The sequence below is a fragment of the Exiguobacterium sp. N4-1P genome (genome assembly GCF_002214325.1).
The window spans coordinates 269739-295354 of sequence record NZ_CP022238.1 but is presented as its reverse complement, the minus strand read 5'-3'; the positions used below and the strand labels follow the sequence as shown (position 1 = coordinate 295354).

30 protein-coding genes, 2 pseudogenes and 1 riboswitch are annotated in these 25616 nt (G+C 49.4%); of the genes and pseudogenes, 14 read left to right on the top strand and 18 right to left on the bottom strand.

Going from position 1 to position 25616, the window contains the following annotated elements:
- Positions 1 to 99 precede the first annotated feature (99 nt).
- The 5 genes from A0126_RS18110 to A0126_RS18090 all read left to right on the top strand — a co-directional run bounded on the left by A0126_RS18110 (position 100) and on the right by A0126_RS18090 (position 4978).
- Positions 100 to 738 carry a 50S ribosomal protein L25/general stress protein Ctc gene (locus tag A0126_RS18110; RefSeq protein ID WP_088837163.1) on the top strand — a complete coding sequence of 213 codons (639 nt, stop codon included), beginning with the start codon at positions 100 to 102 and terminating at the stop codon, positions 736 to 738.
- 89 nt (positions 739 to 827) lie between these two features.
- Positions 828 to 926, top strand: a riboswitch (TPP riboswitch).
- A gap of 99 nt (positions 927 to 1025) precedes the next feature.
- A complete protein-coding gene (locus tag A0126_RS18105; protein ID WP_088837162.1) occupies positions 1026 to 1604 on the top strand; it encodes an ECF transporter S component in 579 nt (192 codons plus the stop codon).
- Positions 1601 to 3166 carry an ABC transporter ATP-binding protein gene (locus tag A0126_RS18100; protein WP_239456894.1) on the top strand — a complete coding sequence of 522 codons (1566 nt, stop codon included), beginning with the start codon at positions 1601 to 1603 and terminating at the stop codon, positions 3164 to 3166. Before A0126_RS18105 ends, A0126_RS18100 begins: the two co-directional genes overlap by 4 nt.
- Positions 3132 to 3857, top strand: a complete 726-nt coding sequence (locus tag A0126_RS18095; protein WP_088837161.1) for an energy-coupling factor transporter transmembrane component T family protein — start codon at positions 3132 to 3134, stop codon at positions 3855 to 3857. The genes A0126_RS18100 and A0126_RS18095 overlap by 35 nt, the downstream gene beginning before the upstream one ends.
- A 77-nt stretch (positions 3858 to 3934) precedes the next feature.
- Positions 3935 to 4978: an NAD(P)/FAD-dependent oxidoreductase gene (locus A0126_RS18090; protein WP_088837160.1), complete on the top strand. Its 1044-nt coding sequence runs from the start codon at positions 3935 to 3937 to the stop codon at positions 4976 to 4978.
- Between the two features lie 531 nt (positions 4979 to 5509).
- On the opposite strand, the gene A0126_RS18085 is transcribed toward A0126_RS18090, so the two are convergent.
- Complete coding sequence (locus A0126_RS18085; protein WP_088837159.1) at positions 5510 to 6313, bottom strand: alpha/beta fold hydrolase; 804 nt, start codon at positions 6311 to 6313, stop codon at positions 5510 to 5512.
- Between the two features lie 201 nt (positions 6314 to 6514).
- Between A0126_RS18085 and A0126_RS18080 the strand changes: the two genes are divergently transcribed.
- Positions 6515 to 7735, top strand: coding sequence for a hypothetical protein (locus tag A0126_RS18080; protein WP_088837158.1), 1221 nt, complete (start codon positions 6515 to 6517; stop codon positions 7733 to 7735).
- 3 nt (positions 7736 to 7738) lie between these two features.
- Positions 7739 to 8962, top strand: a complete 1224-nt coding sequence (locus tag A0126_RS18075) for a hypothetical protein (RefSeq protein ID WP_088837157.1) — start codon at positions 7739 to 7741, stop codon at positions 8960 to 8962.
- Here A0126_RS18075 and A0126_RS18070 read toward each other — a convergent pair whose 3' ends face one another.
- The 8 genes and pseudogenes from A0126_RS18070 to A0126_RS18035 all read right to left on the bottom strand — a co-directional run bounded on the left by A0126_RS18070 (position 8963) and on the right by A0126_RS18035 (position 14132).
- The gene (locus tag A0126_RS18070; RefSeq protein WP_029330173.1) at positions 8963 to 9193 is read right to left on the bottom strand and encodes a hypothetical protein; all 231 of its coding nucleotides are present in this window, start codon (positions 9191 to 9193) and stop codon (positions 8963 to 8965) included.
- 194 nt (positions 9194 to 9387) lie between these two features.
- Positions 9388 to 10724, bottom strand: a pseudogene (locus tag A0126_RS18065) (IS1182 family transposase); the annotation flags it as partial.
- A gap of 270 nt (positions 10725 to 10994) precedes the next feature.
- On the bottom strand, positions 10995 to 11318 hold the full coding sequence (locus A0126_RS18060) for an antibiotic biosynthesis monooxygenase (protein WP_088837154.1): 324 nt from the start codon (positions 11316 to 11318) through the stop codon (positions 10995 to 10997).
- Between the two features lie 68 nt (positions 11319 to 11386).
- Complete coding sequence (locus tag A0126_RS18055) at positions 11387 to 12013, bottom strand: hypothetical protein (RefSeq protein ID WP_088837153.1); 627 nt, start codon at positions 12011 to 12013, stop codon at positions 11387 to 11389.
- Positions 12014 to 12115: 102 nt separating this feature from the next.
- Positions 12116 to 12820: a nucleotidyltransferase domain-containing protein gene (locus tag A0126_RS18050; protein ID WP_088837152.1), complete on the bottom strand. Its 705-nt coding sequence runs from the start codon at positions 12818 to 12820 to the stop codon at positions 12116 to 12118.
- 1 nt (position 12821) lies between these two features.
- Entirely contained in the window at positions 12822 to 13304 is a 483-nt protein-coding gene (locus tag A0126_RS18045) for a hypothetical protein (protein ID WP_088837151.1), read from the bottom strand.
- A gap of 30 nt (positions 13305 to 13334) precedes the next feature.
- Positions 13335 to 13619, bottom strand: a complete 285-nt coding sequence (locus A0126_RS18040) for a hypothetical protein (RefSeq protein WP_088837150.1) — start codon at positions 13617 to 13619, stop codon at positions 13335 to 13337.
- A 123-nt stretch (positions 13620 to 13742) separates the two neighbouring features.
- Entirely contained in the window at positions 13743 to 14132 is a 390-nt protein-coding gene (locus A0126_RS18035; RefSeq protein WP_239456893.1) for a hypothetical protein, read from the bottom strand.
- 159 nt (positions 14133 to 14291) lie between these two features.
- Between A0126_RS18035 and A0126_RS18030 the strand changes: the two genes are divergently transcribed.
- Positions 14292 to 14675: a hypothetical protein gene (locus A0126_RS18030; protein WP_088837148.1), complete on the top strand. Its 384-nt coding sequence runs from the start codon at positions 14292 to 14294 to the stop codon at positions 14673 to 14675.
- Positions 14676 to 14831: 156 nt separating this feature from the next.
- Here A0126_RS18030 and A0126_RS18025 read toward each other — a convergent pair.
- Together A0126_RS18025 and A0126_RS18020 are read right to left on the bottom strand one after the other, a co-directional pair.
- Positions 14832 to 15589: pseudogene (locus A0126_RS18025) on the bottom strand (glucose 1-dehydrogenase).
- Between the two features lie 61 nt (positions 15590 to 15650).
- The gene (locus tag A0126_RS18020) at positions 15651 to 16097 is read right to left on the bottom strand and encodes a hypothetical protein (RefSeq protein ID WP_088837147.1); all 447 of its coding nucleotides are present in this window, start codon (positions 16095 to 16097) and stop codon (positions 15651 to 15653) included.
- Positions 16098 to 16215: 118 nt separating this feature from the next.
- Here A0126_RS18020 and A0126_RS18015 point away from each other — a divergent pair, with 118 nt between their 5' ends.
- A complete protein-coding gene (locus tag A0126_RS18015) occupies positions 16216 to 16944 on the top strand; it encodes an SDR family oxidoreductase (RefSeq protein WP_088837146.1) in 729 nt (242 codons plus the stop codon).
- Positions 16945 to 16983: 39 nt separating this feature from the next.
- On the opposite strand, the gene A0126_RS18010 is transcribed toward A0126_RS18015, so the two are convergent.
- The 4 genes from A0126_RS18010 to A0126_RS17995 all read right to left on the bottom strand — a co-directional run bounded on the left by A0126_RS18010 (position 16984) and on the right by A0126_RS17995 (position 19682).
- Positions 16984 to 17982, bottom strand: a complete 999-nt coding sequence (locus A0126_RS18010) for an LLM class flavin-dependent oxidoreductase (RefSeq protein ID WP_239456892.1) — start codon at positions 17980 to 17982, stop codon at positions 16984 to 16986.
- A 63-nt stretch (positions 17983 to 18045) separates the two neighbouring features.
- Positions 18046 to 18738, bottom strand: a complete 693-nt coding sequence (locus A0126_RS18005) for an ABC transporter ATP-binding protein (protein ID WP_088837144.1) — start codon at positions 18736 to 18738, stop codon at positions 18046 to 18048.
- A 96-nt stretch (positions 18739 to 18834) separates the two neighbouring features.
- Positions 18835 to 19221: a hypothetical protein gene (locus tag A0126_RS18000; protein ID WP_088837143.1), complete on the bottom strand. Its 387-nt coding sequence runs from the start codon at positions 19219 to 19221 to the stop codon at positions 18835 to 18837.
- Between the two features lie 47 nt (positions 19222 to 19268).
- Positions 19269 to 19682, bottom strand: coding sequence for an Rrf2 family transcriptional regulator (locus A0126_RS17995; RefSeq protein WP_088837142.1), 414 nt, complete (start codon positions 19680 to 19682; stop codon positions 19269 to 19271).
- Between the two features lie 131 nt (positions 19683 to 19813).
- Here A0126_RS17995 and A0126_RS17990 point away from each other — a divergent pair, with 131 nt between their 5' ends.
- Positions 19814 to 20440, top strand: a complete 627-nt coding sequence (locus tag A0126_RS17990; protein WP_088837141.1) for an NAD(P)-dependent oxidoreductase — start codon at positions 19814 to 19816, stop codon at positions 20438 to 20440.
- Between the two features lie 60 nt (positions 20441 to 20500).
- Here the strand turns inward: A0126_RS17990 and A0126_RS17985 are convergent, their stop codons facing one another.
- Positions 20501 to 20983 (bottom strand): NUDIX hydrolase, encoded by a 483-nt coding sequence (locus tag A0126_RS17985; RefSeq protein ID WP_088837140.1) that lies wholly within the window; start codon positions 20981 to 20983, stop codon positions 20501 to 20503.
- A gap of 106 nt (positions 20984 to 21089) precedes the next feature.
- On the opposite strand from A0126_RS17985, the gene A0126_RS17980 reads away from it, so the two are divergent.
- Complete coding sequence (locus A0126_RS17980) at positions 21090 to 21449, top strand: hypothetical protein (protein ID WP_088837139.1); 360 nt, start codon at positions 21090 to 21092, stop codon at positions 21447 to 21449.
- Positions 21450 to 21461: 12 nt separating this feature from the next.
- Positions 21462 to 22187 carry a site-2 protease family protein gene (locus A0126_RS17975; protein ID WP_088837138.1) on the top strand — a complete coding sequence of 242 codons (726 nt, stop codon included), beginning with the start codon at positions 21462 to 21464 and terminating at the stop codon, positions 22185 to 22187.
- A 78-nt stretch (positions 22188 to 22265) separates the two neighbouring features.
- Here A0126_RS17975 and A0126_RS17970 read toward each other — a convergent pair whose 3' ends face one another.
- Positions 22266 to 22685 (bottom strand): universal stress protein, encoded by a 420-nt coding sequence (locus tag A0126_RS17970; protein ID WP_088837137.1) that lies wholly within the window; start codon positions 22683 to 22685, stop codon positions 22266 to 22268.
- An 18-nt stretch (positions 22686 to 22703) separates the two neighbouring features.
- Positions 22704 to 24167: a SulP family inorganic anion transporter gene (locus A0126_RS17965; protein ID WP_088837136.1), complete on the bottom strand. Its 1464-nt coding sequence runs from the start codon at positions 24165 to 24167 to the stop codon at positions 22704 to 22706.
- Positions 24168 to 24337: 170 nt separating this feature from the next.
- Between A0126_RS17965 and A0126_RS17960 the strand changes: the two genes are divergently transcribed.
- Entirely contained in the window at positions 24338 to 24880 is a 543-nt protein-coding gene (locus tag A0126_RS17960; RefSeq protein ID WP_088837135.1) for a recombinase family protein, read from the top strand.
- A gap of 125 nt (positions 24881 to 25005) precedes the next feature.
- Complete coding sequence (locus A0126_RS17955; protein ID WP_088837134.1) at positions 25006 to 25554, top strand: DUF4256 domain-containing protein; 549 nt, start codon at positions 25006 to 25008, stop codon at positions 25552 to 25554.
- The last annotated feature ends 62 nt before the right edge of the window (positions 25555 to 25616 follow it).

Here is a 25616-nt window from a genome sequence, read left to right as displayed (position 1 = left end):
AAATAGCATTCGATGCACCGTCTTGATCCGGAACGATTCGTTCCACTCCTTTCTTCATTACCTTTTGAGGGCTATACCAAATTCAAGGGGGAAATGAACATGTCAGTAACATTAAAAGTAGAAGAACGCGAAGTACGCCCACGCTCACTTAGAAAGCAATTACGTCATGAAGGAAAAGCTCTTGGTGTCGTGTATGGTTACAAAGTGGAAAGTACACCGATTGCCTTTGACGAAAAAGCATTGATCAAAGTCGTTCGCGAACATGGTGAGAATGCACTTGTTGCACTTCAAATCGGTGGTAAAAAAGTCAACACACTGATCAACAAACTCGATATGGATATCTTCACACCAACAATCAAGCACGTTGAATTCATCGCTGTTAAAATGGATGAAGAAACAGAAGTCGAAACAGATATCGTCCTCGTCGGCGAAGCGGCTGGTGCAAAACTTGGTGGATATCTTTCACAAACACTCTTTAAAGTAACAGTTGCAGCTACACCAGATAAATTACCGGAACGCGTCGAAGTCGATGTGACAAATCTTAACCTCGGTGATTCTCTATCGGTTTCGGATTTGCCGGAAGAAAAAGAATACCGTATCGTTACGGAAGGTGACATTCAAGTCGTTGCCGTCGTCGAATCGACACTTGAAGCGGATCTCGAAGAAGCAGATGCTGAAGAACCAGCTGAAGCGACAGAAGAAGTTTCTACTGAAGAACAAACGGAAGAAAAAGAATAATTTTTCTTACCCTCCCCTCGCGGAGGGTTTTTATCTGTATTGACAACTGTCGGTAGAGTCGGTACAGTAAATAGCGTACACACTATATGCACATCCACTAGGGGAGCCCATTGGCTGAGACGATTCACTTCGGACCCTTTGAACCTGATCTAGTTCATACTAGCGTAGGAAAGTGGAGCGGTAATTCGTTCAATTTTTCTGCATGTTTGCAGATTCAGCGACCGCTCTCTTTCATAGAGGGCGGTCTTTTTGTTTGTCTGGTGGTTGTGCCAAAGGGAGATAGGAACATGAACAGTTGGAAAATGAAAGAAATCATTGTCATGATGATGTTGTCGGTTGCTTGCGGGGTACTCTACTTAGGGTGGTCGACATTGTGGTTACCGATTTCCGCGATCTTCGGACCGGTCGGATCGAACTGGATGTTCGGGATTTGGGTCATCGCGAGTCCGCTTGTCGCCTACATCATTCAAAAGCCCGGGGCAGCACTGATTGCAGAAGTCGTCGCCGCGGCTGTCGAATTATTCACGGGGAGTCACTTCGGATTATCGGCCTTATTGATTGGTTTCGCTCAAGGAATCGGTGCCGAAATCGCTTTTGCCCTCTTCGGATACCGGAAGTTCAACACAATGACGTTAGTTCTATCCGGAATGTTCGCCGCAATCGGTAGTATGGTCTATAGTCTTGTCGTCAATGGTTTCGCCTACTATACGACGACGACACTTCTGTTGACGTTTTCCCTTCAACTCGTCAGCGGTGCATTGCTCGGTGGATTACTTGCGAAAGTCATCGTCGATGCGCTCGTCAAGACAGGGACGTTGAACGGTTATGCGATCGGGCGTAAGCGGCGGAAGCCGGATGCAGCATGATTCATTGTAACGACTTGTCTGTCCGCTATCCGGGGCAACATGACAACGTCCTGCACAAGGTGACGGTGACGCTACACGAAGGGGAAACGACGTTGCTCGTCGGACCGAGCGGCAGTGGGAAAACGACGTTTTTACATGTTCTCGCCGGTTTATTACCTGACGCGATCGAAGCCGATGTCAGCGGCCACTGCAAAACGAATGGGACGGTCGGAATCCTTTTTCAAAATCCGGACGACCAGTTCTGCATGCAGACCGTCGGAGCGGAAGTTGCCTTTAGTCTTGAAAATCGCTCAGTCGACCGCAGTCAGATGGATGACCGGGTTGACGCCGTACTGGCACGTGTCGGCCTTGATGTGCCGCTGACGACACCGATTATGCAACTGTCAGGAGGGATGAAACAACGACTCGCCCTCGCCTGCGTCCTAGCCCTTGAGCCGGATATTCTATTGCTTGACGAACCGACGGCGCAACTCGATCCGGCAGGACATCGGGTTTTGATGCAGCTGATTGAGGAACTCCATCACGACCGGACGTTGACGCTCGTTCTGATTGAACATCAGCTTGACCGCTGTGTGACGTTCAGTGACCGGGTGCTCGTCTTCGATCACGGTGGAACGATTTTACGTGATGGTCCGCCGCTTGATGTCTTCGGTCAGCATCGCGCTGAACTCGAACGACGCGGCATTGCAACACCGCTCCTCTACCCGTATGAACTGGAAACCGTGCCCCCCGCTTCTTCCCAGGCGGGGCGGTTACGAAAAGTGACTAACAACCGTCCTCCGGTTCGGCACGACACGACGTTCGCGCTGACGCGCACCGCGTTAGGACGCCGTAAGCAAGTGATTGTCGATAACCTGTCGCTTGCAACACACGCCGGAGAATGGATCATGGTCGTCGGATCGAACGGTGCCGGGAAAAGCACGTTGCTCGAAACACTGGCGAAATTGATTCCGGCGCAAGGCGGTACGGTCCGCTTGTTCGAAAAAGAACTGCGGACATGGAAAAGTCGGAGCTATTACCGACACGTCGGATTCGTCTTTCAACAGCCAGAGCTCCAATTTCTCAAGCAGACGGTCGAAGACGAGCTCGTAATCAGCATGGATGCACCGACGCCGGAGCGGATTGAAACGGCGTTGCAATCCTACCGGTTAACCCATGTCGCCCGTCAGTCGCCCCTCGCCCTGAGCATGGGTCAAAAGCGACGGCTCAGCGTCGCAACGATGTTGTTAGAACCAAAAGACGTCCTGTTACTCGATGAACCGACGTTCGGTCAAGATGCCGAGACGACAAGTCAACTCATCGAGATGTTCGAGCAGGCGCGATTAAACGGGACGACGCTGATCATGGTGACGCATGACATGGAGCTGGTCCACCAGTATGCCGACCGGGTCCTCGTCCTTGGTGACGGGCGACTTCAGTTCGACGGCACACCGGACACTTTGTTTAAAGACGAGACGTTACTCGAGCATAACCAACTCTCTCGTCCGTTATCGTATTTGTATCAGCAACTCGAGGAGGTGAAACGTCGTGCAGGAAAACGACTCCCCGCTCGCACGTATTAATCCGGCACTCAAGCTCGGTGCCCTCCTGTACGTGATGGTGCTCTTGATTGCGGCACCGACGTTACGCGAAACGATAGCCTTACTTTTACTCGCTGCGGTCGGATTGGGCTGCTCCGGTTGGTCACTGTTGACGCTCGCCAAACGGGTCTCCCCCTACCTCGTCTTGTTCTTGCTGACATTTTGGATGATGGCAGCCTTCGGAAAAGGCAGTACGGAAGTTTGGTCATTCGGTTGGTTTCGCGTCACGGAAGAAAGTATCGGTCATGCCTGGTTGATTGCACTGCGGATGCTCGCCTTCGTCTTCCTCAGTTTGACGTTCATCGCGACGACCGACCAAACCCGGTTCGTCATGAGCCTGATTCATCAGTGCCGCCTTCCGGACCGTCTCGCATACGGCTTTTTAGCAGGGATTCGTTTTATTCCGATCTTTCAGCAGGAAATAAGAACAATCCGTCAAGCACGGCGTGTCCGGCAACAGCACTCGATTTGGCCATGGCAGACGTTTTTCGCCATCAGTTTACCGCTTTTTACGAACAGTATCATCCGTTCGGAACAAATCGCGATTGCGATGGAAGCGCGTCGGTTTCAGGCCGAGCGGACGTATTATGTCCGTCCTGTCGTGACGCGTCACGATCAAGTGTTTTTTTGTCTCGTTTGTCTCGTGGCGAGCTTGCTTCGGATTGTCCTATGACATTCATTAGATTAACGCAGACGGATTCAGGGAATCATAGTTTCGGAAGCAGTTAATTTAAAGAAGTAGGTGAAGGTTTGAAACGAATCGTATTAGTCGGGGCAGGTCATGCCCATTTAGAATGTATCAAGGAAGGAACGCATCCGGATGTTGAATGGATCGTCATCAACCCGTCCCGTTACCAGTATTATTCAGGAATGTTCTCCGGTCTTGCGGACGGCACGTATCGACTCGAGGAGACCCGGGTCGATGTCAAAGCACTCTGTTCTCTTCACGGAAAGACATTGATGGAGGACCGTGTCACGCGAATCGATCCGCAAACGAAACAAGTTTTCTGTCAATCGGGTCAAATCATTCCCTATGATGTTGTATCGTGTAACATCGGTTCGAATGACTGGAATGTCTCAGATGCGACGTCACGCGTCACGATCAAGCCGAATTATCAAATCGATCAGGCGCTCCGTCAGTTTAAAGAGGCATCGTCGCCCGTCATCGTCGGGAGCGGTGCTGCTGCAATCGAGATGGCCGCCTCATTCCAATCGGACGGTTGTTCGGTCACACTCGTCCATGATGAACCGCTCCTCGCAGGACACCCGGCAGAAGCAAGCATCCTTGACCGGTTGGATACGCTGGGCGTGACACGCATCGTCGACCGGTTCCTCTCTCTTGATGAGCAAACCGTCCGGCTCCAGTCGGGTCAATCATTCAAAGCGGATGCCGTCCTGTTTTTAGGTGGCGCGTCAGCACTGGATCTGTTCAAGGCATCCGGCCTCTATTGTGACGACCGCGGATTTTTGCTCGTCCACGAGACGTTCCAGTCGCTAGAGGACCCTTCTCTGTTTGCCGTCGGCGACTGTGCGACGCTCGCCGCATATCCGAACACACCGAAGAACGGTGTAACCGCCGTCCGGCAAGCACCGGTCTTGCATGAGAACCTTCTTCGTTTCATCAATCAGGAACGTTTGCGGACGTTCCGGCCGCAAGCGCGTTACTTGACGATTCTTTCGATGGGACATCAGCAAGGGACCTTGCTTTACGGACGACACTATCAGACGAATCATTTGAGCTGGCGTTTGAAACAATGGATCGATCGCCGGTTCATCAAAAGTTATACAACATAAGAACTCGAATTTCGAATGAACTGGGTGTTCGGTTCAAGGCGGAACGTGCACTAAGGTGTCTGCATGTGGAACCTCCTAAAACAGAGAGGTATTCATTCCTCAATCTAGACACAAAAACAGCCATCACATACTTGCGATGGCTGTTTCAGACTGTAGACAACGTGCTATCAGGAAATCAAGCGTCTTTTTTCGTTACTTTCCTCGGGCGAGGCGCAAGCCGTTGCTCCTTGATCCTAACGGACAACGAGCAGGGTCTTGCCTGCCTCTGAAAGTGCGTTAAAAACGCACTTTTTCCCGTAGGAGTCAACGAAACGTGACGCTTTTTAGGGAATACCGTGAGATAAATCCAAATATGCAGACGGTTTAGAGCGTAATCTGTCTTGAATCGCTTAGAACTGCGAACGATTGCCGCTTTGAATACGAGGTGAGACAGGAAAGCGCATCTCGATATAGCATTTTCAGGCTTCATAACCGTTTAGCTACAGCTTTAACAGCCATCGCATACTTACGATGGCTGTTTCGTGTCTTTGATTATTTTAAGAAAGCAAGTAACGTGTCGTTGAATTTTTCGCGTTCATCGAGTACCGTCCCGTGCCCACTCTCTTCAAATGGTTCGATGCGTGAGTTCGGGATTCCTTTTTGCATCTCTTCCGCAAATTCAAACGGACAGACTTTATCTTTTTTGCCATGAATGATTAACGTCTCGACGTCAATCTGCGGCAATTCATTCCGTAAGTCTTCGTCGCGCAAGGCGATTGCCGATAAAATCGTGCCGTGAGAAGAGGCTGCGACACTTAAGTTGTGGAACCATTGTGTCAGCGGTTCTGAATGGTCTTGTTCAAAGAAGATTTTTCCGAATCCTTCAAGCATCGCCGGACGGTCTTTTCTCGTATCGGCAATCAAGTCATCGACTTCGTCTTTTGTCATCCCGTACGGGTACCCTTCCCGTTGCGTGAAGACCGGAGCTGCAGCACCCGCAAGAATCAATTTCGAGATTTTGCTCGATCCGTGGTTGAGCAGATAGCGTAACGCAATCCCGCCCCCCATTGAAAAGCCGAGTAACGCTGCGTCTTTCAGTTCGAGCTGCGTGATGACTTGATCGATGTCAGATGCCATCGTTGCATAATCATATCCGCTGGCTGGAGCATCCGATTTGCCATAGCCGCGGTAATCAACTCCGATGTAACGGTAGCCGGCGTCGAGCAAGGCATTCTTTTGATATTCGAACATGTTGTTATTCGCTGGCCATCCGTGTAACATGACGACCGGTTGTCCTGAACCGACATCTTCGACATAAATTTTAGTTCCGTCAACTGCTTGAATGAATGTACCCATTTGAATAACCCCCGTGTAGTAGTGAAATTCATGATGATTGAGTATTACCCGTTCTGATAGATTATTAACATCTTAAGGTTAAAGTGAAATGAAAAATAGATAAAATATGGAAAAATATATGGTAAAATAAGTAGAAAACGACGGGGAGGGATTGTCATTAAATCATGGTCACTGGCATTAGGACTGGCCTGCAGTCTCGTCTTGACCGGGTGCGGTCAAGAACGTTTATTGAAGCTTGAGTCCGTACCGGCGTACTGGTCAGTCGAACGTTTTACCGATCATCAATTCGTAGACGATGTATCGACGAAAGAGAAAAAACAATTGTTAAAAACGTGCAAGAATAAAAAGACGACGGCACTGCCCTCATCCTACCGGATCCTTAATACATATGAGATGTACTTTTCCTTAAAAACGCTTGAAATGTATGGAGCTCAAACCGAGGTCTTTTATCTCGCTGAAAAAGAAAACCTGTACCTCGCCTGCCGGTCGCGGGATACGCATCAATTAAAAATTCATCCGGTCGAAGCGAAAGACCATCCGTGGGTGAAGGTAGAACAAGGAACGGACAAAACGCCCTTGCAGACGCCGACATTTTTCCCGGTGACGGAAAAACAACGGACACGCCATGCGGATCAAAATCGTGAAGCGAAAACAGAGGGTGATTTCAGCCGTCGTCTCGCACCCTTCCATAACTTACATATGCCGATTGCAGGACAAATACTCGTCATCCTGACAGAGAACAACAAAGAGCACGTGCTCGTCGATGTCCCGACTTCGTTCATCAACCAGACGACAGACTTTTATTTGACGACGCGTCCGAGCGGGAACGGAGCAAATGCGACATATCATTCGATTACTTTCGAAAGTCCCGGTTGGTACCTGCAGGACCGGATCGTAATGACGACATATGATCAGGAAAAAGTCGACATGACGTATCATCCCTTACCGGAGACACTTACGGCGAACCAAACGATTCCGTATGTCACGTTACGCGCAAAAAATGACCTGGATGATATGGAAGAAAAAACGTTGTCCTTACGGTATCAGCCGGTCTATCAGAAGGTGAAGTTATTTGAAATGGATGATGAAGAACGCAATGACGGAATCAAAGGTTTCCTCCACCCGACGATCGAGTCCCTGCAAGAAGGCAACATCCGCAAAATTGGGATCATGCCGGATGAATTATCACTTGCCCTCGCGAACGAACTGAAACAGGTCACCCTCGAGCAACCGCAAGGAAATAAACCGTCGCTTCAGTATTTTACACTCGTCGACAAGGGGAAAACACAAACGTTCACCGTGTATTTAAAAAAGCGTGCCCAGAAAACAGATGTCTACCTGCAAGACACAACCTCGAAAAAAGGTACAAAATTGTCAGGTGAGCTGGCTGCACAGCTCGCGGAACAGATTGAGGGGGAATGAGATATGCGCATACGGTTCGTGTTGGCCCTCTGCCTCGTATTCTTAAGTGGCTGTGCTGAAGATCCGGAACCGGTTCAGTTCAGCTATGTACCGGACCTTTACGATACGTTAAACGTCAGCGACTTTAAAAGTGCCGATCCGAAACTGGGGAGCCTGATTCAAGAAGTCTGTCATCAGAAAAAGGTCAAGCCACCAAAACAGTATACGGTGGGTGACCATTATTACGTCTCGCTCGTCAACATCGGACTGTTCATCGAAGGCATGCGGGCGACGTACATCGAGTCGGACGGTCAACCATACCTTTATTGTGAAGATATGCGGCATCTGCCGACGTTCCATTCGCTAACGAAAAAACAAAATTCGTTTTCAACTTCAGCCTTGACGAAACCGGTGAAAAAGATCGAAATCAAGACCATTGATCCGAAAAATCGTCAACTGTACAGCCATCTGGTCGATCACGTTCGCAAGTCGCAAATGCAGTTGACACTTCCGACGACGGGATACCTCGTCATCCGGGCGACGAATGATCAGACGAAAGAAACAACCGTCACGAATGTGATGGAATTGACGCCGTTTGCTCACGGGATACCGCACTTCGTATTTATTGATAAGACGTACATGGACGACCGACATCAGATTCGTCCGCACCTGCTGACGGATGGGATCAATCTTCTTTTTGAAGCGCCGATTATCGAGGCGGAAAAACCAGTCAAGGTACGCTTTACACCGGCAGAACCGAACAGTCGGGGTGAGTATGGATTGCTACAGGTAACAACGACATCAGGAGAACGGTCGCGCTATACGTTGACCGTCAGACAGGAGTCCGAGCTACCGCCAGGCATCAAGCTGCTACCGGATGACGACGACAGTTCGGAGTCCCCCCGCCATGCCGTTTTTCATGACCGTCCGTTTCCAAAGGTCGACTACACACAAAAAACGCCATATGACGAATTGAGCGAGCAGGAATTCCTGATGACATCCGTCGAGGAAATGAAGACGTTGACAGGATTGATCAAGCAAAGTCAGGTCGCGGAGAAAAAGGGAAAACTCGCAGAGCGGTCCTATTTGACGCTCTTCAACGGAGATCAAGCACAACAGTATCGGATTTATCTCGATCGACGTGTCAAAAAGACGGATATCTACCTTGAAGACCGGACGCGGAAAATCAGCTTTAAATTGACGCCGGAAGCACGGGACTTACTGCTCGATTCCTATCAGATCAACTGATTAGAATAAAAAATGCTGGGTGACATAAATGAGACAACATACGAGGATGAAGACAATGCCTTCTTGCAACCATTCTGCACGGGACAGCGGTTCCCGCAAAAACGAGGCACAACCGATCAGGATGGCAAAGAAATAAAGATAGACGAATCCACCTGACAGTAAAAAACCGAGAATCAATACCATGCCGAATACTACGGTCATACCGGATACAATCAGTTTCCGTCGCGTCATGCTGTCTCACCTCTGTTGTCCGTTTTAACTCTTTTACCCATTTCTGCGAAAGAACATGTAAAATGCCTGACATCCGAAGAACGGGTGTCAGGCATTTCAGACTGTAGACAAACCCTCATATCCACTTGGAAATGAGGGTTTGTCTTATGTATGCGTAAAAAATATGACACTCCATTAGGATTCCGACTGGAATCCCATGACCAATTGGCCAATTTTTTGAGGTTCAGGGCAGCAAAAGTGAGCATGGTCTGCATCGTTACTTTTTTTAACCCGCGGTAGCGAGTCCAACGCATGCCATGCTTTTCTTTCGCGTCCGCAAAGACACGTTCGATTGTCTCTTTTCGTCGGGCATACAGCTGCCTATTAACCGGTGTGTGGCGAAGGCGCTCGACTTCGTCGATTGCATCTTGCCAGACATGCCGATGAATCACTTTCTGCATCGTCTGACTTTTCGTACACCGTTCTAGAAATGGACAAGTTTCACAGATTTTTGGATCTGATACGTACTCCCGTCTCCCTTCCCGTGTAGTTGTTCGATAGACAAGCTGCTGATTATTTTCACAGAGATAGCAGTCGTAATACGCATCATTATAAAAGGCATTCGTTTTGAACATACCTTTCACCCCTTTGGGGCGAGTGTAGGGGAAGACTGGCAAAATACGCTGTCTGAGAAGTAAATGTACGATGGGGGCGGTTTTATAGGCGGAGTCTGCGACGACTGCAAACGGGACGGTAAAACGGTGGATGATGAGCTCGAGCAAGGGATTTAAAATGATACTATCGTGAATATTACCTGGTGTGACAATTGTCCCGAGGACAAAACCATTCCGATCACATGCTGTATGAAAGGAATAGGCGAATTGCTTTTCACGCTCCCCCTTCACGTAATATCCTGACTCAGAATCCGTGGTACTCTCCTTCGTCAAACGTCGATCATTCTCGTCCTTCTTCTTGGGGGTAAAACGCTTTTATCCGTGCGCCTCACGATCATCATTGATTTCTTGTTCCAGTTCATCTTGATAAAAACGTGCTGCACGACGAACATGTTTCTTTTTATATTTCCGCTTATTCGCATTTGCTTTGACGTGTGTCGAATCGATAATCAGGACCACTGGGTCCACGAATCCAGCATCGACGCCTTGGGTCAGAATTTTGTAGAAGATATCTTCAAAAATCGTCGTGTCTTGGAAGCGTCGGACATAGTTTTTTCCGAAGGTTGAAAAATGAGGAACCTTTTCATCCAATCCAAGTCCTAGAAACCAACGATAGGCGACGTTCGTTTCGATTTCTTCGTCTTCCGCATAGAAGGAATACCGAATAAATATTGAAGGAGAGCCATCTTGATTAAGAGAACAGAATCCACGCTAGGTCTTCCGTTATTTTCACAGTATAACTTTTCAACCAATGGATAGATGAATTGAAAGTCCATCACCTGATCGACCTTGCGGACCAAGTGGTCCGCAGGAACCAATTGTTCGAGTGTGACCGTGATGTTTTCAGAACGATGGGGTTGATTTCGTTTTCCCATCATGGGAAACCCTCCTTCGTGGTATATTTTTTTACTTTATAATATGAAAGAAAGCTAAAAAAGCCTCGATTTCCGATCTAATCGCTTCCTAGTGGAAAGCAAACAGGAGCGACTCTGCAGCGAAGCGAAGCGGCGCGATGTTTGCCACAGGAAGACGATTAGGGAGGAAAGAGAGAGCAAAAAAAGATGGGAGATCACATTCAAGTGACCTTCCATCTAGTTTGTCTACACGCTGAAATGCCTGACATCCGAAGAACGGGTGTCAGGCATTTTTTAGAGATGCGGATGATCGGCGACGACGGCATATTCCGTCACGGCATTCGAGAGGACAAGTGGTTTGACTTCAGAAGTCCCAGCGTCTCGTTTTTTATGGACGCCTTTATATGCTTGGCTCGCTTGCCAAGCGTGGAAATCTGCTTGTTTTCCCCATGTCGTCATGATCGTCACGACATCGTGTTCGTCCTGACTAATATCGACGAGCACTTGCATCCGGATGAATCCTTCCATCTGCTCAATCCCTTTTGTCGTCTTAAAGCGCGCCGCAACTTGATCGGACTTCCCTTTGACAACGCGTAGTTGATTCATTACAATCCACATACCGATTCCTCCCTTGTTCACTGCAACTAGTATACCGAATGGGAAGACGAGTGCCCACTCTTGATGCTTCAGTCGATGGTGTTCGATAGGAAGCGAAACCGTTCTGCGCCTGAGGCGTCGACCGCGTGGAGATCAAAGAACAGTGATTTCGGAAAAGCTTGTGGGAGCTTTTGCACCGTATGGAACCGTTCCTTCGTTGCGACGTCAAATGTACGCGTCATCGCTTCGATGGCACGGATCTCTTCTGCGCCGTTCGTGACTGCAACCTTGAATGGTGCTACCGTCAAATGATCAATCAGGCGATGGTGATTTTCACCGACGACAATCAGGAAACGGCCGGCGTCCGTATCGATGACATCCGCTTCCGCCCACTCTTGTCCGTCGTGTACGGTACGGCGTGTGACGTGAGTGACGACGTACGTTGCCTCGTTGCGCCGTAACACAATCAAATAGCGCGTCGTCTTCGTCTCAGCATAAGCGATTGCCTGTGTATCGCTTAATGTTTCTGTCCAGTAGACCTCTTTCGTCGTAAGCTGAATGGTCGCATCTTTGTTGAAACCGGCGACGACCGCTTGCGGTGTTAACTCAGGGGCCGGATCATGGAACGCTGCGGAATGGTTGTCGTGTTGTAAAAATAAGAAACAACCGATCCCGACGAGGAAACTGCTGATGAGCCATACAAGTTGTTTCTTCATGCGATTCTCTCCTTGTGTAAGCGACGGTCCGTTCAACCGATTGATGGTTTCGTCTAGTTCTTTAGCATAACAAAGACCTGCTCGTCGCAACAAGAGCAGGTCTTATGTCCCGATGGAAAATCCATCAAAGTGTCGTCCGCCATGTTGTGTTAGCCACGTCTCGATCAACTGAATGACCGATTGTTTCTCATCATGACGGAAATAACGTTCGAAAGCATCCGTGAATCGGTCAGCATCTGCTTGACTGAGGGCGGCGAGTTCACGCGGCAACCATTTTCCTTGACCGAGCCAGCGTCCGGATGCCGTTAAGTGAAAGGCAGCTGCTTGATCGAAAAGACGTGTTGCGATGGCGAGTCCTTCCGTCCGGTCCTCTACCCCGATGAAGTCATCGAGCAGATCCGTCAAAAAATAGCGATTCTGATTTAATTGTTCAACCGTCCATCGCGTTGGTCCGGCAAGCAATTGGCGCGACGCTTCCGTTTTCAACCGGTCGACGAGTGGATGCACCCGGACCGGCACCGCTTCCGCGACCATCCGTTGCAGCGAGGGGCGTCGACGTGCGCGATCCGCTTCGAAAAAGTCGGCAATCGTCGCTTCCGTGTAAATGAACGCTTCGACGGGGTATCCTTCATACAGAAACGACTCCCGGTAGGTGCGTGCTCCTGTTGGCATGAGGACGATCAGGTCGATGTCAGACGTCGCTGTCGCCCGTCCACGGACATGACTGCCGGCAATCATTGCAGCTAAGGATTCAGGGAATCGTTCAGCCACCAGTTCATTCGTCAGTGTAAGAATTTCTGGATTCATGTCACTCCATGACCCGATCTTGGAATAAGGCGTTATCACTGGCGAAAACGGCCAGTTCATCTCCCGGTACAGCGACGATTGAGGCCGTCGCTTCGGCGTTCAACCGTAAATCGACCGTCCAGGATTCGTAATACGTGTCCGAGCCGTTGACGACGAGTGTCTTCCCGGAACTGAACGTCAGAAAAAGGTGCGGAATCGTTTTTCCGATGCGTACACCAGTGATTCGTTCAGTATGTAAGGTGACGATCAAGTGTAACATCTCTTCTTTCGTCATATGACGGACGACCCAATCTTTTGACGATTCGACGTCCCCGTAATAGAGGCGATCGGTTTCAATCCGTAACGAAATTTCCGGGTTCATCGTATCGTAGAGATTAATGAAATCCAGGCTGACGAAACTAGCCAAGTGAATCGTCGAGAGCTGTGTTCCGGTTAAGTAGGTCGTTAAAAGTTTTCTCGCAAGTTGATGGTCTTCTTTGTTCATCTGTACACACCTCTTCATGTAAGTTTTAAGTCAGTTCAAGATGATTTCCAGTCCATACATCACCGTCATGAGTCCGGTCATCGCGAGCAGCAGACACACTAACACGATTTGCAGGATGCCGGTATACACGTGTCGCATTTGACTGAGTAGTACGATCGAACAGGCCGACAGCAAAATTCCCAAGTAAAACAGCCAACTGAACGGATCGGCGACGGCGATTCGGAAATAGCCGCTCAGGACGATACTCGAGACAATCAAATAGAGGATCGAAGAGCTGACGACGACAGGGCTCGACCGACGCAATACATGATTCAAGAGCGTACCTCCTCTTAAAAAGAATCTTTCTTCCAACAAATTTACCACATATTAGTAAGTCACGGGAGTCCTAAAGAAAAAAGGAATCCTATCGGTAACGATAGAACCCCTCTTCAGACCGACTCAGTCTGCTTTCTTTAAGATGTTGAGTAACCATTTTTGCAGGTCTTTTCCACCTTCGTAAAAAGAGCTGTCACGTAATTCGAACGTGTGCCCGCCTTGCTTGATTGCTTCGTTAAACGTATCACCAAGATCGCGGTTTTCCCACTTGCGTTCATCATTCAAATATTTAAAGCCGAAATTACATTCGACATTAAAAATGATATGGAATGGTTCTTTAAATGAATTGACGGCCCGAATCATCTCGAGCAGAATCATCCGCTTCGGTGTCGATTGTTTGATGGTGTCGATCGTCGTCGTCCGACGCCCGTGAAACTCGACGACGCGGACGGCACGTCCCTGGTCTGCTTTAAAATCATAACTTGTCCGGATGGAGACGATAATTTCTCTCATGCTTTCTGTCATACGCTCTCACTGCCTTTCTCTCGCTTTCGAGTATACCACCCCACTCCACCTTCCTTGAAGAAAAAATTTTAGTATTCCGTCCTGAGACGGATTGAATACTACCATATTTTGTATTAAAATGAAGTAAATGACGAAAGGAGCCTTGTTTTGAAACCGTTATTTTCCATTATCCTGACTGTTTGTTTAGTCTTCACAGGGTGTTACTGTTCCCTTGAAGCACGAACAGACGACCCGCACTTCAAATCACGGACACGTTCGATTTCGACGTATCATACATTCGCTATTGAATTTTCACATGGACTCCGCGCTGATCAAGTTTCGAACCGAACCGTTACCGTCACGGATTCGACGGGGGAACGGATGCAAAATGAACTCGTTGTCATCGATGGGAAAGAGTTGCGGATTAAACCGCCTCGCTCTGGGTATCGGAAAGGACGACAATACATTATACATATCCGTGACTCGATTGATGCCCGGAAACAATTGAAAACAACGACTGTCCGCGAACGGATTTTTACTGTTGATCGTTAACAGTGAGATTCGTTTTTCTTATGTATTTTATTAAAAAATCGGATTGAACAAGCGTTATTTGCTTTCGGACAAATTAAAAGATGACGGGGATGTCCGTCATCTTGATTACGCTACAGCCTATTGCCCTATTATAGTATATGCTCTCGTCTTATCGGCCTAATAGGCACTCCATCCCCCGTCTGCAACGACGATTGCCCCATTGATGAAACTCGCGTCGTCTGATGCAAGAAACAAAGCGAGCTGTGCGATTTCGTCAGGTTGTCCGGTTCTGGGGTTCAAGCCCATCCCGAGCATCGTCCGTCCCATCCCGAACTCACTGATGTTCGTCATCGATTGTCCGATGTTCGTCTCGACGGCACCGGGCGCGATTCCGTTACAGCGAATCCCTTCTTGTGCATACATGAACGCCGTGTTTTTTGTCAGACCGACGACGGCGTGTTTGGAGGCGGCGTACGCAGCACCGGCACGCGCTCCGTTTAGTCCACCGATTGAGATGTTGTTGATGATGTTTCCGGAACCTTGTGCACGAAATAAGGGAATCGCGAGCCGCATCGTCTGCATGACGGCAGTCGTATTGATGGCGAGAACGCGGTCCCAGCGTTCATCGGTCAGCTCGTCGACCCCTTCCATCCCGTCCATGATTCCGGCATTGTTGACAAGGATATCGAGTTGTCCGTAAGCCGCTAACGTCTCGTCAAACAGTTGTTTAATCGCTTCAGCAGACGTGACATCCGTTTTGATGGCGGTCGCCGTCCCGCCGGCTGCTTCAATCGCCGCGACTACTGCGTTTGCCCCGTCCAGCTGAATGTCAGACACGATGACACGTGCTCCTTCTGCTCAAACCGCTCCACGATGCTCTTGCCCATTCCGGACGCCGCCCCCGTCACGATGGCAACTTTGTTTTCGAGTCTCATGTTTTTTCATCCTCTCTGCTTAAACACGACGATCTTACTCGTCTTTACCCGTTTCGACGTGTCATTTCACTTCAATCACGAAAGCCGAGTTCCCGTCCCCTTGCTCCCAATCAGCAAGGACATGATACACATAGATTCCGCGCGCATCAGGTGCTTTGAGTTGTTCGTCTTGCAGCGTAACTGTCTGTCTTGTCTCTGCATCTTGCCACTGTTCGATTTTTAAATCGTCCGGCGTAGGACCGTCATGAAAGGCAATCGTAATCGGTGACTCCGGTCGGACCACGGTCGGCTTCAATTTTTCTGTCATTTCGAGCGGGTTCGTGTAGATATAGTCGACACATTGTCCCCGTATGAGACCATGCCAGCAATAGGACCCTTGCTGCGTCGGGATCGTTTGGTTTCCGACCGACACGTCAGGAAGCGGCGGTTGATTTCGGAATGGTTCGATGATGAAAATCAATCCAATCACAAGTAAGATGACGATTAAACGAATCGTCCGTCGTTTCATACGAACCAGCTCCTTTTTTTCATAAGTGTCTTCCGTAGGTTTGTCCTGCAGCAAAACAGGCAATAACTCAACAGTGAGCATAAATCAGTGAAGCAACTACTACAGGAGGTTATCAATCATGGCTGAAAACAAAGTCGTCATCATTACAGGTGCATCAAGCGGTATCGGGGAAGCAACAGCGAAGTTACTTGCGAAGAACGGTGCAAAACTTGTCCTCGCAGCACGTCGTGAAGATCGGTTGCAAGCATTAAAAGAAGAAATCGAGCAGCTCGGTGGTCAAGCGGTCTATCAAGTGACGGACGTGACAAAGACGGAGCAACTCGAACAACTCGCGAAACTGGCACAGGAGACGTACGGATCAGTCGACGTCCTCGTCAACAATGCCGGTCTGATGCCGTTGTCGCAACTCCATAAAAACAAGCAGGATGAATGGGATACGATGGTTGACGTCAACATCAAAGGCGTTCTTTACGGAATCGGGGCTGTCCTTCCGTACATGCGAAAACAAAAATCAGGGCATATCATCAACATCTCGTCCGTCGCAGGTCACGAAGTCATGCCGTCAAGCGCTGTCTACAGTGGAACGAAGTTTGCCGTGCGTGCGATTACGGAAGGTCTCCGGAAGGAAGAGTCGGTCGATAATAACATTCGCGCGACAATCATTTCACCGGGAGCCGTCGATACGGAGCTAAAAGACCACATTACGGATGAAGACATCAAACAAGGGATCGGCAACATGCAGGCGATTGATGCCGACGCGATTGCTCGGGCAATCAACTATGCGGTCAGTGAACCGGATGATGTTTCGATCAATGAAATCCTGATCCGTCCGACATCACAAAAATAAGGAGTATACAAGAACGGCCGACACATCGTCGGCCGTTTTTTAGTGCTGTATCATCTGTTCGGCGATCAACCGGTACGATTTGAGCCGTTTGTCTTGGTCGTAAGCATTGTTGATTAACAAAAATTGATTCGTCCCGTACCGGGTTGCCAACTGTTCGAGTGCTGCTTCAACTTCCGTCGCCGTTCCGACGATAGTCCGGCGCCGGTCGTGTTGGATCCGTTTTAATTGTTCCGGGTTCCAGTCCTTCGTCCCGACGGTATCAAACGACGGGACGATCGAGTTTCCGAGCCGGATCCCTTGAATCCAGGCATCTTGTGTCGTCGCCAACTGTTCTGCTTCTGTTGTCGTTTCGGCACAGATCGCAAACACACAGACGATGACCGTCGGCTCCTTGAACTGCGCACTCGGAATGAACTGCTCGCGGTATGTCCGTAATGTCTCTTCCCAGCGGTCCGGATTGATGAAATGACCGAAGACAAGCCCCATCCCCCGCTCTGCCGCGAGCCTTGCGCTGTTCGGTGACAGGCCGAGCAAATAGAGGGGAGCCGTTTGCGTGAGGCGCGGCGTCGTCTTGACGATCCGAAACGGATGCTTTGCGGACAACGAATCAGTTAAAAAACCGGACAATTCATCCATCAAGCGTGGGAACTCAGAATACTTATTCGCTTCCCCGTCCGTCAAGGCACTTCGTGTCCGCTCACTTCCGCCTGGAGAGCTTCCGATACCAAGTTCAATCCGTCCCGGATAAAAGGCTTCGAGCGTCGAAAAATTTTCCGCGACTTTTAACGGGCGGTACTGCGGTAACAGGACGCCACCCGTCCCGAGCTTAATCGTTTTTGTATCACTCCCCATCCGGGCAATGAATAATTCAGGCGCTGCGCTAAGTAAACCGTTCGTATTATGGTGTTCGGCGAACCAGTAACGCTCATAACCAAGCTGTTCTGCTGCTTCGACGAGTCGTTTCGTTCGAATCATCGTGTGTTCGATCGTATCCCCTTCGTGGAGCGGGACTTGATCGAGTATGCCAAGTCGCATCATGCGTCGCCTCCTTTACTGATAAGTGTAAAGGGTCAGCCGTCCGAAAACAAAATCGGTGCTCCGTCAGACCGTGACGAGTCGCGAATCTTCGATGACAAGTCCGTCCTTCATCTCGATTTTTCGATTGGCGCGGTCAGCAAGCTCCGGGTCATGGGTGACGAACAAAACGCCACATCCTTTTTCAGCGTTCAACCGTTTTAAAAGTTGAAAGATGATTTCCCCGGTTTCCGTATCGAGGTTCCCCGTCGGTTCATCCGCGAGGAGCCACTTCGGCTCATGGACGAGTGCCCGGGCGACGGCGACACGCTGCTGTTGTCCGCCGGAGAGCTGGGACGGCAACGAGCTGGCTTTTTCTGCAAGACCGACTTGGTCGAGTAAGGCAAGTGCCCGCTCCTTCTTATCATAGGAAACTTTGCGTCCGAACAATGGAGCCATCACATTTTCAAGTGCCGTCAACGTCGGAATCAAATGAAACTGTTGGAAGATAAATCCGACGTTCTCGAACCGGAAATCAGACAGTTCTTTGCTCTTCAACTGATTGATCGGGCGGTCGCCATACAATAGCTGCCCTGTCGTCGGTCGATCAAGTGTCCCGATCAGACTGAGTAACGTCGATTTCCCTGATCCAGACGGTCCGATGATTGAGATGAAATCACCTGCGTCGAGCGTCAGATTGACGGCGTCAAGTGCCTTCGTTTCGATACCGTCCCCTGAAAATGATTTACCGATGTCCTGACACTGAAATGTATCCTTCATCTGATTTCCTCCTTAAATTCATCTTGTCCTGAATGGAATTCGTGATATATTTGGAAAATCCTGCAAAACAAAAACGACCTTTAAAAAAAGATCGTTTTACGTCGAGACAGAGGGACGTTTAACCCGTTTTGCACAGACTTCATACGGAATCACATAAAACAGACAGGCGATGACGGCAAAGCGAACGATTCCGAGCACGTTCAGTTGGATATCGATGGATGATTGACCAAACGCTTGATAACCACCGATAAACAAGAGAATGGCGAAGGTCAACGTCGTCAGATAAATCAGGAGACGTAACGGTAAAGGGTACCGCCCGGCAATCCATAACATGGGAATCCCGAACAAAAATGAAAAAAGTGTCACGGCAAACGTTCCAAATTGATAAAGAAATTCATTTTCTAAGTTGTTTAACAGCGCATAACCCGTAAAACATAAAAACGATAAAAGGACACTCACAGCAGAGTAACTGACTAAGCGCATCGTTTATCCTCCTTTGAATCCGTTTACAAATCCAGACACGACCACCATCATCTCGGAATGAGACGATGGACGACATCAGCTAACGTTTCTGCTGCGAGTTCTGCTTCTAACGCCTGTTGAGCCCGGCTGAACGTCGTCTCGAGCGCGCCTTGAATCTCGCGGCCGATCGGACAATTCGGATTCGGGGACTCATGCATCATGAATAAGTCTTCTTTCGGCTCAACAGCACGATAGACCATCAGCAATGTGATGTCTTCCGGCTTTAGTGTCAGGATTGCACCGGTCCGTCCCGCCTGTGTCTTGAGCAGTCCTGCTTTTCGCAGGAGACCGGTCAGGCGACGGATGACGACAGGGTTCGTATTGACACTCCCGGCAATGATTTCGGAAGACATCGGTTGTTCTTCACTTGAACTGATTAAAGCGAGTATATGCACTGCGACCGCTAGTCGACTATTGATCATTGTTTTCACCACCAATATCTTCAGTTTAGTGAGGGGATGTTTTTTTGTCAATTTCCTTGACAGAATAAATTTTTGTAACTAAAATGATTACAAGTGTCATGCTACATAAACTTAAAAGGAGGAGATGTGAGATGAAAGTTGCGATCATCGGTGCAAGTGGGAAAGCAGGACGAACTATTTTACGGGAACTGGCAGAACGGGGACATGCCTTGACGGCAATCGTCCGAAATGTAACCCGGACGACGCACGACTCCGTCCTCGAAAAAGATGCGTTTGCATTGACGAAGGACGACCTGTCGGGATTCGATGTCGTCATCAATGCCTTTGGCGCGGCGCCTGGAGATGAGATTCAGCACGTCGAACTCGGTCGCCATTTGATGGAGGCATTGTCAGGAACGGCAACGCGTTTAATCGTCGTCGGTGGCGCCGGCAGCCTGTTCGTCGACCAGGAACAAACGACACGTTTGGCAGATACACCGGATTTCCCGGAAGCATACCTTCCGACGGCGAAAAGTCAGACGCTTAACCTGATTGATTTGGAACAGGCGACCGACTTACATTGGACGTTCGTCAGTCCGGCAGCCTTCTTCGATCCGGAAGGTGAACGGACAGGAACGTACCAACTCGCTTCAGACGTCTTGACCGTTAATGCAGCAGGTGACAGTTACATCAGTTACGCCGATTATGCCGTCGCCATTGCGGATGAGGTCGAACACAATCGCCATGATAAAGAGCGCATTTCAGTTGTCTCGAAGTAACAGATAACGCCCGATGTCCTGTTCAAAAGGACGTCGGGCGCTTTTTCTGTCATGCTTGGTTTAATTCTTTACTTCAAAGGAGTTACGTAATGCCCAAATCGTGGTACCTAACTCCTCCAGTAAGGCATGTGCCCGTTTTTCGATTTTTTCCGGGAGCGCATCTTGACTGAAGTATGCCAAGTCAAAACTTTCGTCATCATTGATTTGTAATGTCCCCGTGACTTCGTGCGCGTGGAACAGGTTGATCACACTATCCGTCTCGTCTCCGTTCGGATATGTGAACTGGTAGCGTGGTCCGGAAAAGACACCAATGAGTTTGACCTTGTCCGTCACAAGTCCCGTTTCTTCATATAATTCCCGGATTGCGACTTCTTCTAATGTTTCCCCGAGTTCCATCGAGCCGCCCGGTAATCCCCAATCGTTTGTATCGGAACGGTGTTGGAACAAAAGTTGTCCTTGTTCATTGATGACGAGGATTGTCGCACCGACGCTGATAATCGGTCGACTGCCGATGAATTTTCTTAATTCTGTTATGTATCCCATTAGTTGTCCTCCTTCGTTACAATTGCTTCCAATTTCACTGTACCCTCTTTTGTAAAATACTGTATGATATGAAAGTTAGTTCATTTTACCAAAGGAGTGGATTTTAGTGAAGTCGTTTCCTGAAGAACTAGACCTGTTGTCCTTATTTTCAGTAAAACCGGATGAACCGGTTCCACTCTTCTATTACGACGAATCGACGTACCGCTTTCAAAATGCCGTCGAACAGTTCATCGTTCGTCTGACACCGGCAAGCGGTCAGTTTTCCCTTCAAGTCAATCAGCGTTCCGACGGTCGACTGCTGTCGAGTATGTCCTTACAGGCATTATCGTCATTTGAAATCATTCAAGACGACCGGGAAGCTGCACGGATTTTACTGACCTTGGAACAAGACGAAGTCGTCCAAACCATCGAAATCGACGTTCGTCCGAAGTTTCGTCTCATCTTTCAAGAACAATTAACGCGTTAAAAGGAGCAGATCATGTCGTATTTCGTATTATTGGGGACTTTTTTGCTGGCGACGCTCCTCCATGAACTCGGACACGTCGCAGGTGCCAAGCTCGTCCGGATACAGGTCCGCACCCTGTCAGTTGGGTTCGGTCCCGTTCTCGCGCGGGCGACATACCGTGGCGTCACCTACCAGCTTTGTTTGCTGTTACTCGGAGGGTATGTCTTACCGGCTGACGCTGCTGTCAATCGCGGTAGACGGATCGTCTTCGTCGCTTCGGGACTAATCATGAGCATCGTCCTCGTCCCGCTTGCTTGTCTCTCGGTCCTGCAAATCATGAATCCGGCACAATCTCTAGTGGCCGGGTGGTATCACCTGATAACACCGTGGGTCACGTATCCGGTTCACTTCCTGTTTGATAGTCTGCCGTCTCTTTTGCCGGACGGTCCTTACACCGTGACGGTCCTGCTTCAGTTACTCGCTGCGACGAGTCTCTTTCTCGGATTGACGAACTGTCTTCCGCTGATCATGCTCGACGGCGGACAACTGCTTTTGCTGCTGTTTGAAGGTTGGTTTCCCATGTTGCGGCAACAAGAGCGCAGATTACTCAAAATCAGTTATGTCCTGCTCGGCCTATTGATTGCCGTCCCGATTCTCATTGTATTCGTCAAACACATCGAGACGACGTATCCGATTCTGTTGGTCGGTGCCTTCATACTTTACCGCGTCGTCAAACTGTCTCCGGGCATGCGCCTTTAAAATCAAAAAACAGACCACTTTGTGTGCAACGGCAACAAAGTGGTCTGTTTTTTGTATAGAGAATATCCCCTCGTCCGGTCATTTGACGATCATGACGGGGCTTTTAACGCGTTTCGCGACTTTATGGCTGACGCTGCCGAGGACCATTTCCTGAAGCGAGTTCAACCCGCGGCTACCGATGATCGTCATATCCGTCGGCTGCTGATTCGCATGCTCGACAATGGCCGGCCCCGGTTCCCCGCGGAGGATTGTAACGTAATAGGACACCCCTGCCGCTTCGAGCTTTTCTTCGACCGGTCCGAGCTTTCGTCGCCGTGCGACTTCTAGCGCTTCGCTCCCCTCCGAATGCAAGACTTCTTCGCGTGCTTTCGCGAAGTCCGCGACGAAGACGACCTCAATCTTGCTCGATTCGTTCAAACGTGCGAGTTTAATCGCCTCTTCCGCTGCACGGACAGAATGGTCAGAACCGTCGACGGCTAATAGAATATGATTGTACATACAAATCACTCCTTCAGGTTAATGGGGTGAGGACTTCGAATCCGGTCGGTTATGAATCGCCAAGCGATCGACGAGACGTTTACTTTCCGGATTCAATCCAAGGATCGTGATACTATTCTGATTCGACATCAAGCGTAACATTACCTTGTCGATGGCACCGACTCCTGAATCATCCCAGATTTGTGTCGATGAGAAATCGATGATGATCGCAGTATCATGGACCTCATAATCAAAAGATGCGATGAAGTGATCGACGGAAGCGAAGAAGAGTGGTCCCTGGACGGTATAAATCGTCTGATCCTTCTCCTGTCGCTTGATGACGTTGATTTTTGAGACTTTCGCGACAAAGAACAAGGCGCTCAAGATGACTCCAGTGATGACTCCGATTGACAAATCATGTGTTGCGACGACCGTGATGACCGTCGTCAACATAACGATTGCATCGGCTTTCGGCGCCTTTCGGATATAGGTGAAGGACGACCAATCAAATGTTCCGATTGAAACCATGATCATAATCCCGACAAGAACCGGCATCGGAATTTGAATGACCCAGTTGCCAAGGACGATGATTAAGAACATTAAGAACAGTCCCGCGACGAGCGTCGAAAGTCGACCACGTCCCCCGGATTTAACATTGATGACGGATTGTCCGATCATCGCACATCCAGCCATCCCTCCGAAAAATCCGGTGACGAAGTTCGCGATCCCCTGCCCCCGTGCTTCGCGGTTCTTTTCGCTCTCCGTTCCCGTCATGTCGTCGACAATCGTTGCTGTCAGCAACGATTCGAGCAATCCGACGATCGACAAGGCGAGTGCGTACGGGAAGATGATGCCGAGCGTCTCGAATGTGAGCGGGACGTCCGGTAAGAAGAACGATGGCAATGACCGCTCAATCGTTCCAAGATCTCCGACCGTCCGTAAGTCGAAGCCGAAGTAAATCGTCAGTCCCGTCAAGACGATGATGGCAACGAGCGGTGCCGGAACCGCGTTGAACAAGCGCGGCAACAAATAGATGATGGCGAGTGTGATGCCGACAATGACATACGTCAACGTTGAAATCCCGACGAAGTGCGGGACTTGTGCCATAAAAATCAAGATTGCCAGTGCGTTGACGAAACCAATCATGACGGCTCTCGGGATGAACCGCATGAAGCGGGCAACCTTCAAGATACCGAATACGAGTTGAATGACACCGGTTAAAATCGTTGCCGCTAATAGATAATCCAGTCCGTGTTCCTTGACGAGCGGGACCATCAGGAGTGCCATCGCACCGGTCGCTGCCGATATCATTCCCGGACGTCCGCCGACGAAAGCGATGATGACGGCGATACAGAACGAGGCATACAAGCCAACCATCGGATCGACACCGGCAATGATCGAGAAGGCGATCGCTTCCGGAATCAATGCGAGGGCGACGACGATTCCCGCTAAAATATCACCGCGGATGTTTGAGAACCACTGTTCCCGGAGTGTCAAATTCATCAATTTCGTTCCACCTTTCCTTCCACCCCTACAGGGTTTCCCGTATACTAAGGGGGACCCGAATGGATGGTTTCGTTGAATGTCCGTTAAGCGTACCACTTAAAGTATCATAATGGAACTGTTTTGGGACGATTGATTTTACGACTAGTGTACGATGTGAGGAGAATTTTATGATTATCAGTTATATGCGTCCGTTTTATGAAGATCCGGAATGTATCCTTCAAATGGAAGCCGTTCAAGCCTTCAAACCCGAACGCCAAGTCATCGAAGAACACGCTTCGTCCAAACGACGGGAAGCGCTCGAACAGTTAATCGCTTCACTGGCGACGGGGGATGTGGTTGTCGTCTCGCAACTTTATGTCTTGGCTGACTCATCGCGCCATTTGATTGAATTGCTTGAACAAATCGAACAAAAGCAAGCATACCTCGTGACGATCCGGGAACAAATCGATACCCGCGAACCGCTCACGCACTCGTTTCGAGAACTCGTCGAACATCTTGTCGCCCTCCAAAGCGATGTCGTCAGTATGACGACACGCCAAGGGTTGACGAAAGCGAAGGCGGACGGGAAACAGACGGGCCGCCCGCGTAAAGCAGATGCCAATGTCAAACGGGCAATCGAAATGTATCAAAGCAAACAGTACAACCTCGCTGAAATCCGTCAGGAAACGGGGATTAGCAAAAGTACGCTCTACCGCTATTTGGAGCAATGATGCGAGACCTGTTAATCAAATCCGTGTTTCCTTCCGAAGTGACAGGAAACACGGATTTTTCATATTTTACAGTGAAAGTGGGTATACTGACTGTAACGAATAGATGAAGAATGGAGGTACTCCCCATGACTGCAACGGAAGAAGAACAGACAGTACTGAAACAACTCGAAACCCGCTTCAAGGAACAGATGCACCGGCACCCGAATGTCGACTGGGCTAATGTCGAAAGACGCTTACAGCAACAGCCTGATGCGTTAGCGGTTATCAAACGAATGGAACAGACCGGTGGTGAACCGGATCTCGTCACGGACCCGGACGCACCCGATGACTTAACCTTTTTTGATTGCGTCAAGGAAAGTCCTACGGGTCGCCGCAGTTGCTGTTATGACCAGGCTGCCCGCGAGAAGCGTAAAAAAAATTCACCTGCGACGAGTGCGCTCGAACAGGCAACGGAGATGGGGGTCAGCTTATTGACAGAAGCGCAATACCGAATGCTGCAAGCACTCGAACCAATGGACCTCAAAACGTCGAGTTGGGTTGCAACGCCATCATCGATTCGTGACCAAGGTGGTGCGCTTTATTGCGATCGCCGGTATGATACGGTATTCGTTTATCACAATGGAGCGGATTCCTATTATGCGAGTCGTGGCTTTCGCGGCTGCTTGACGCTGTGACGTGAAACAGAGATAAACCAAGAGTTACTCCGTGCTTACGTTGGAGTGTGTCTTGGTTTTTT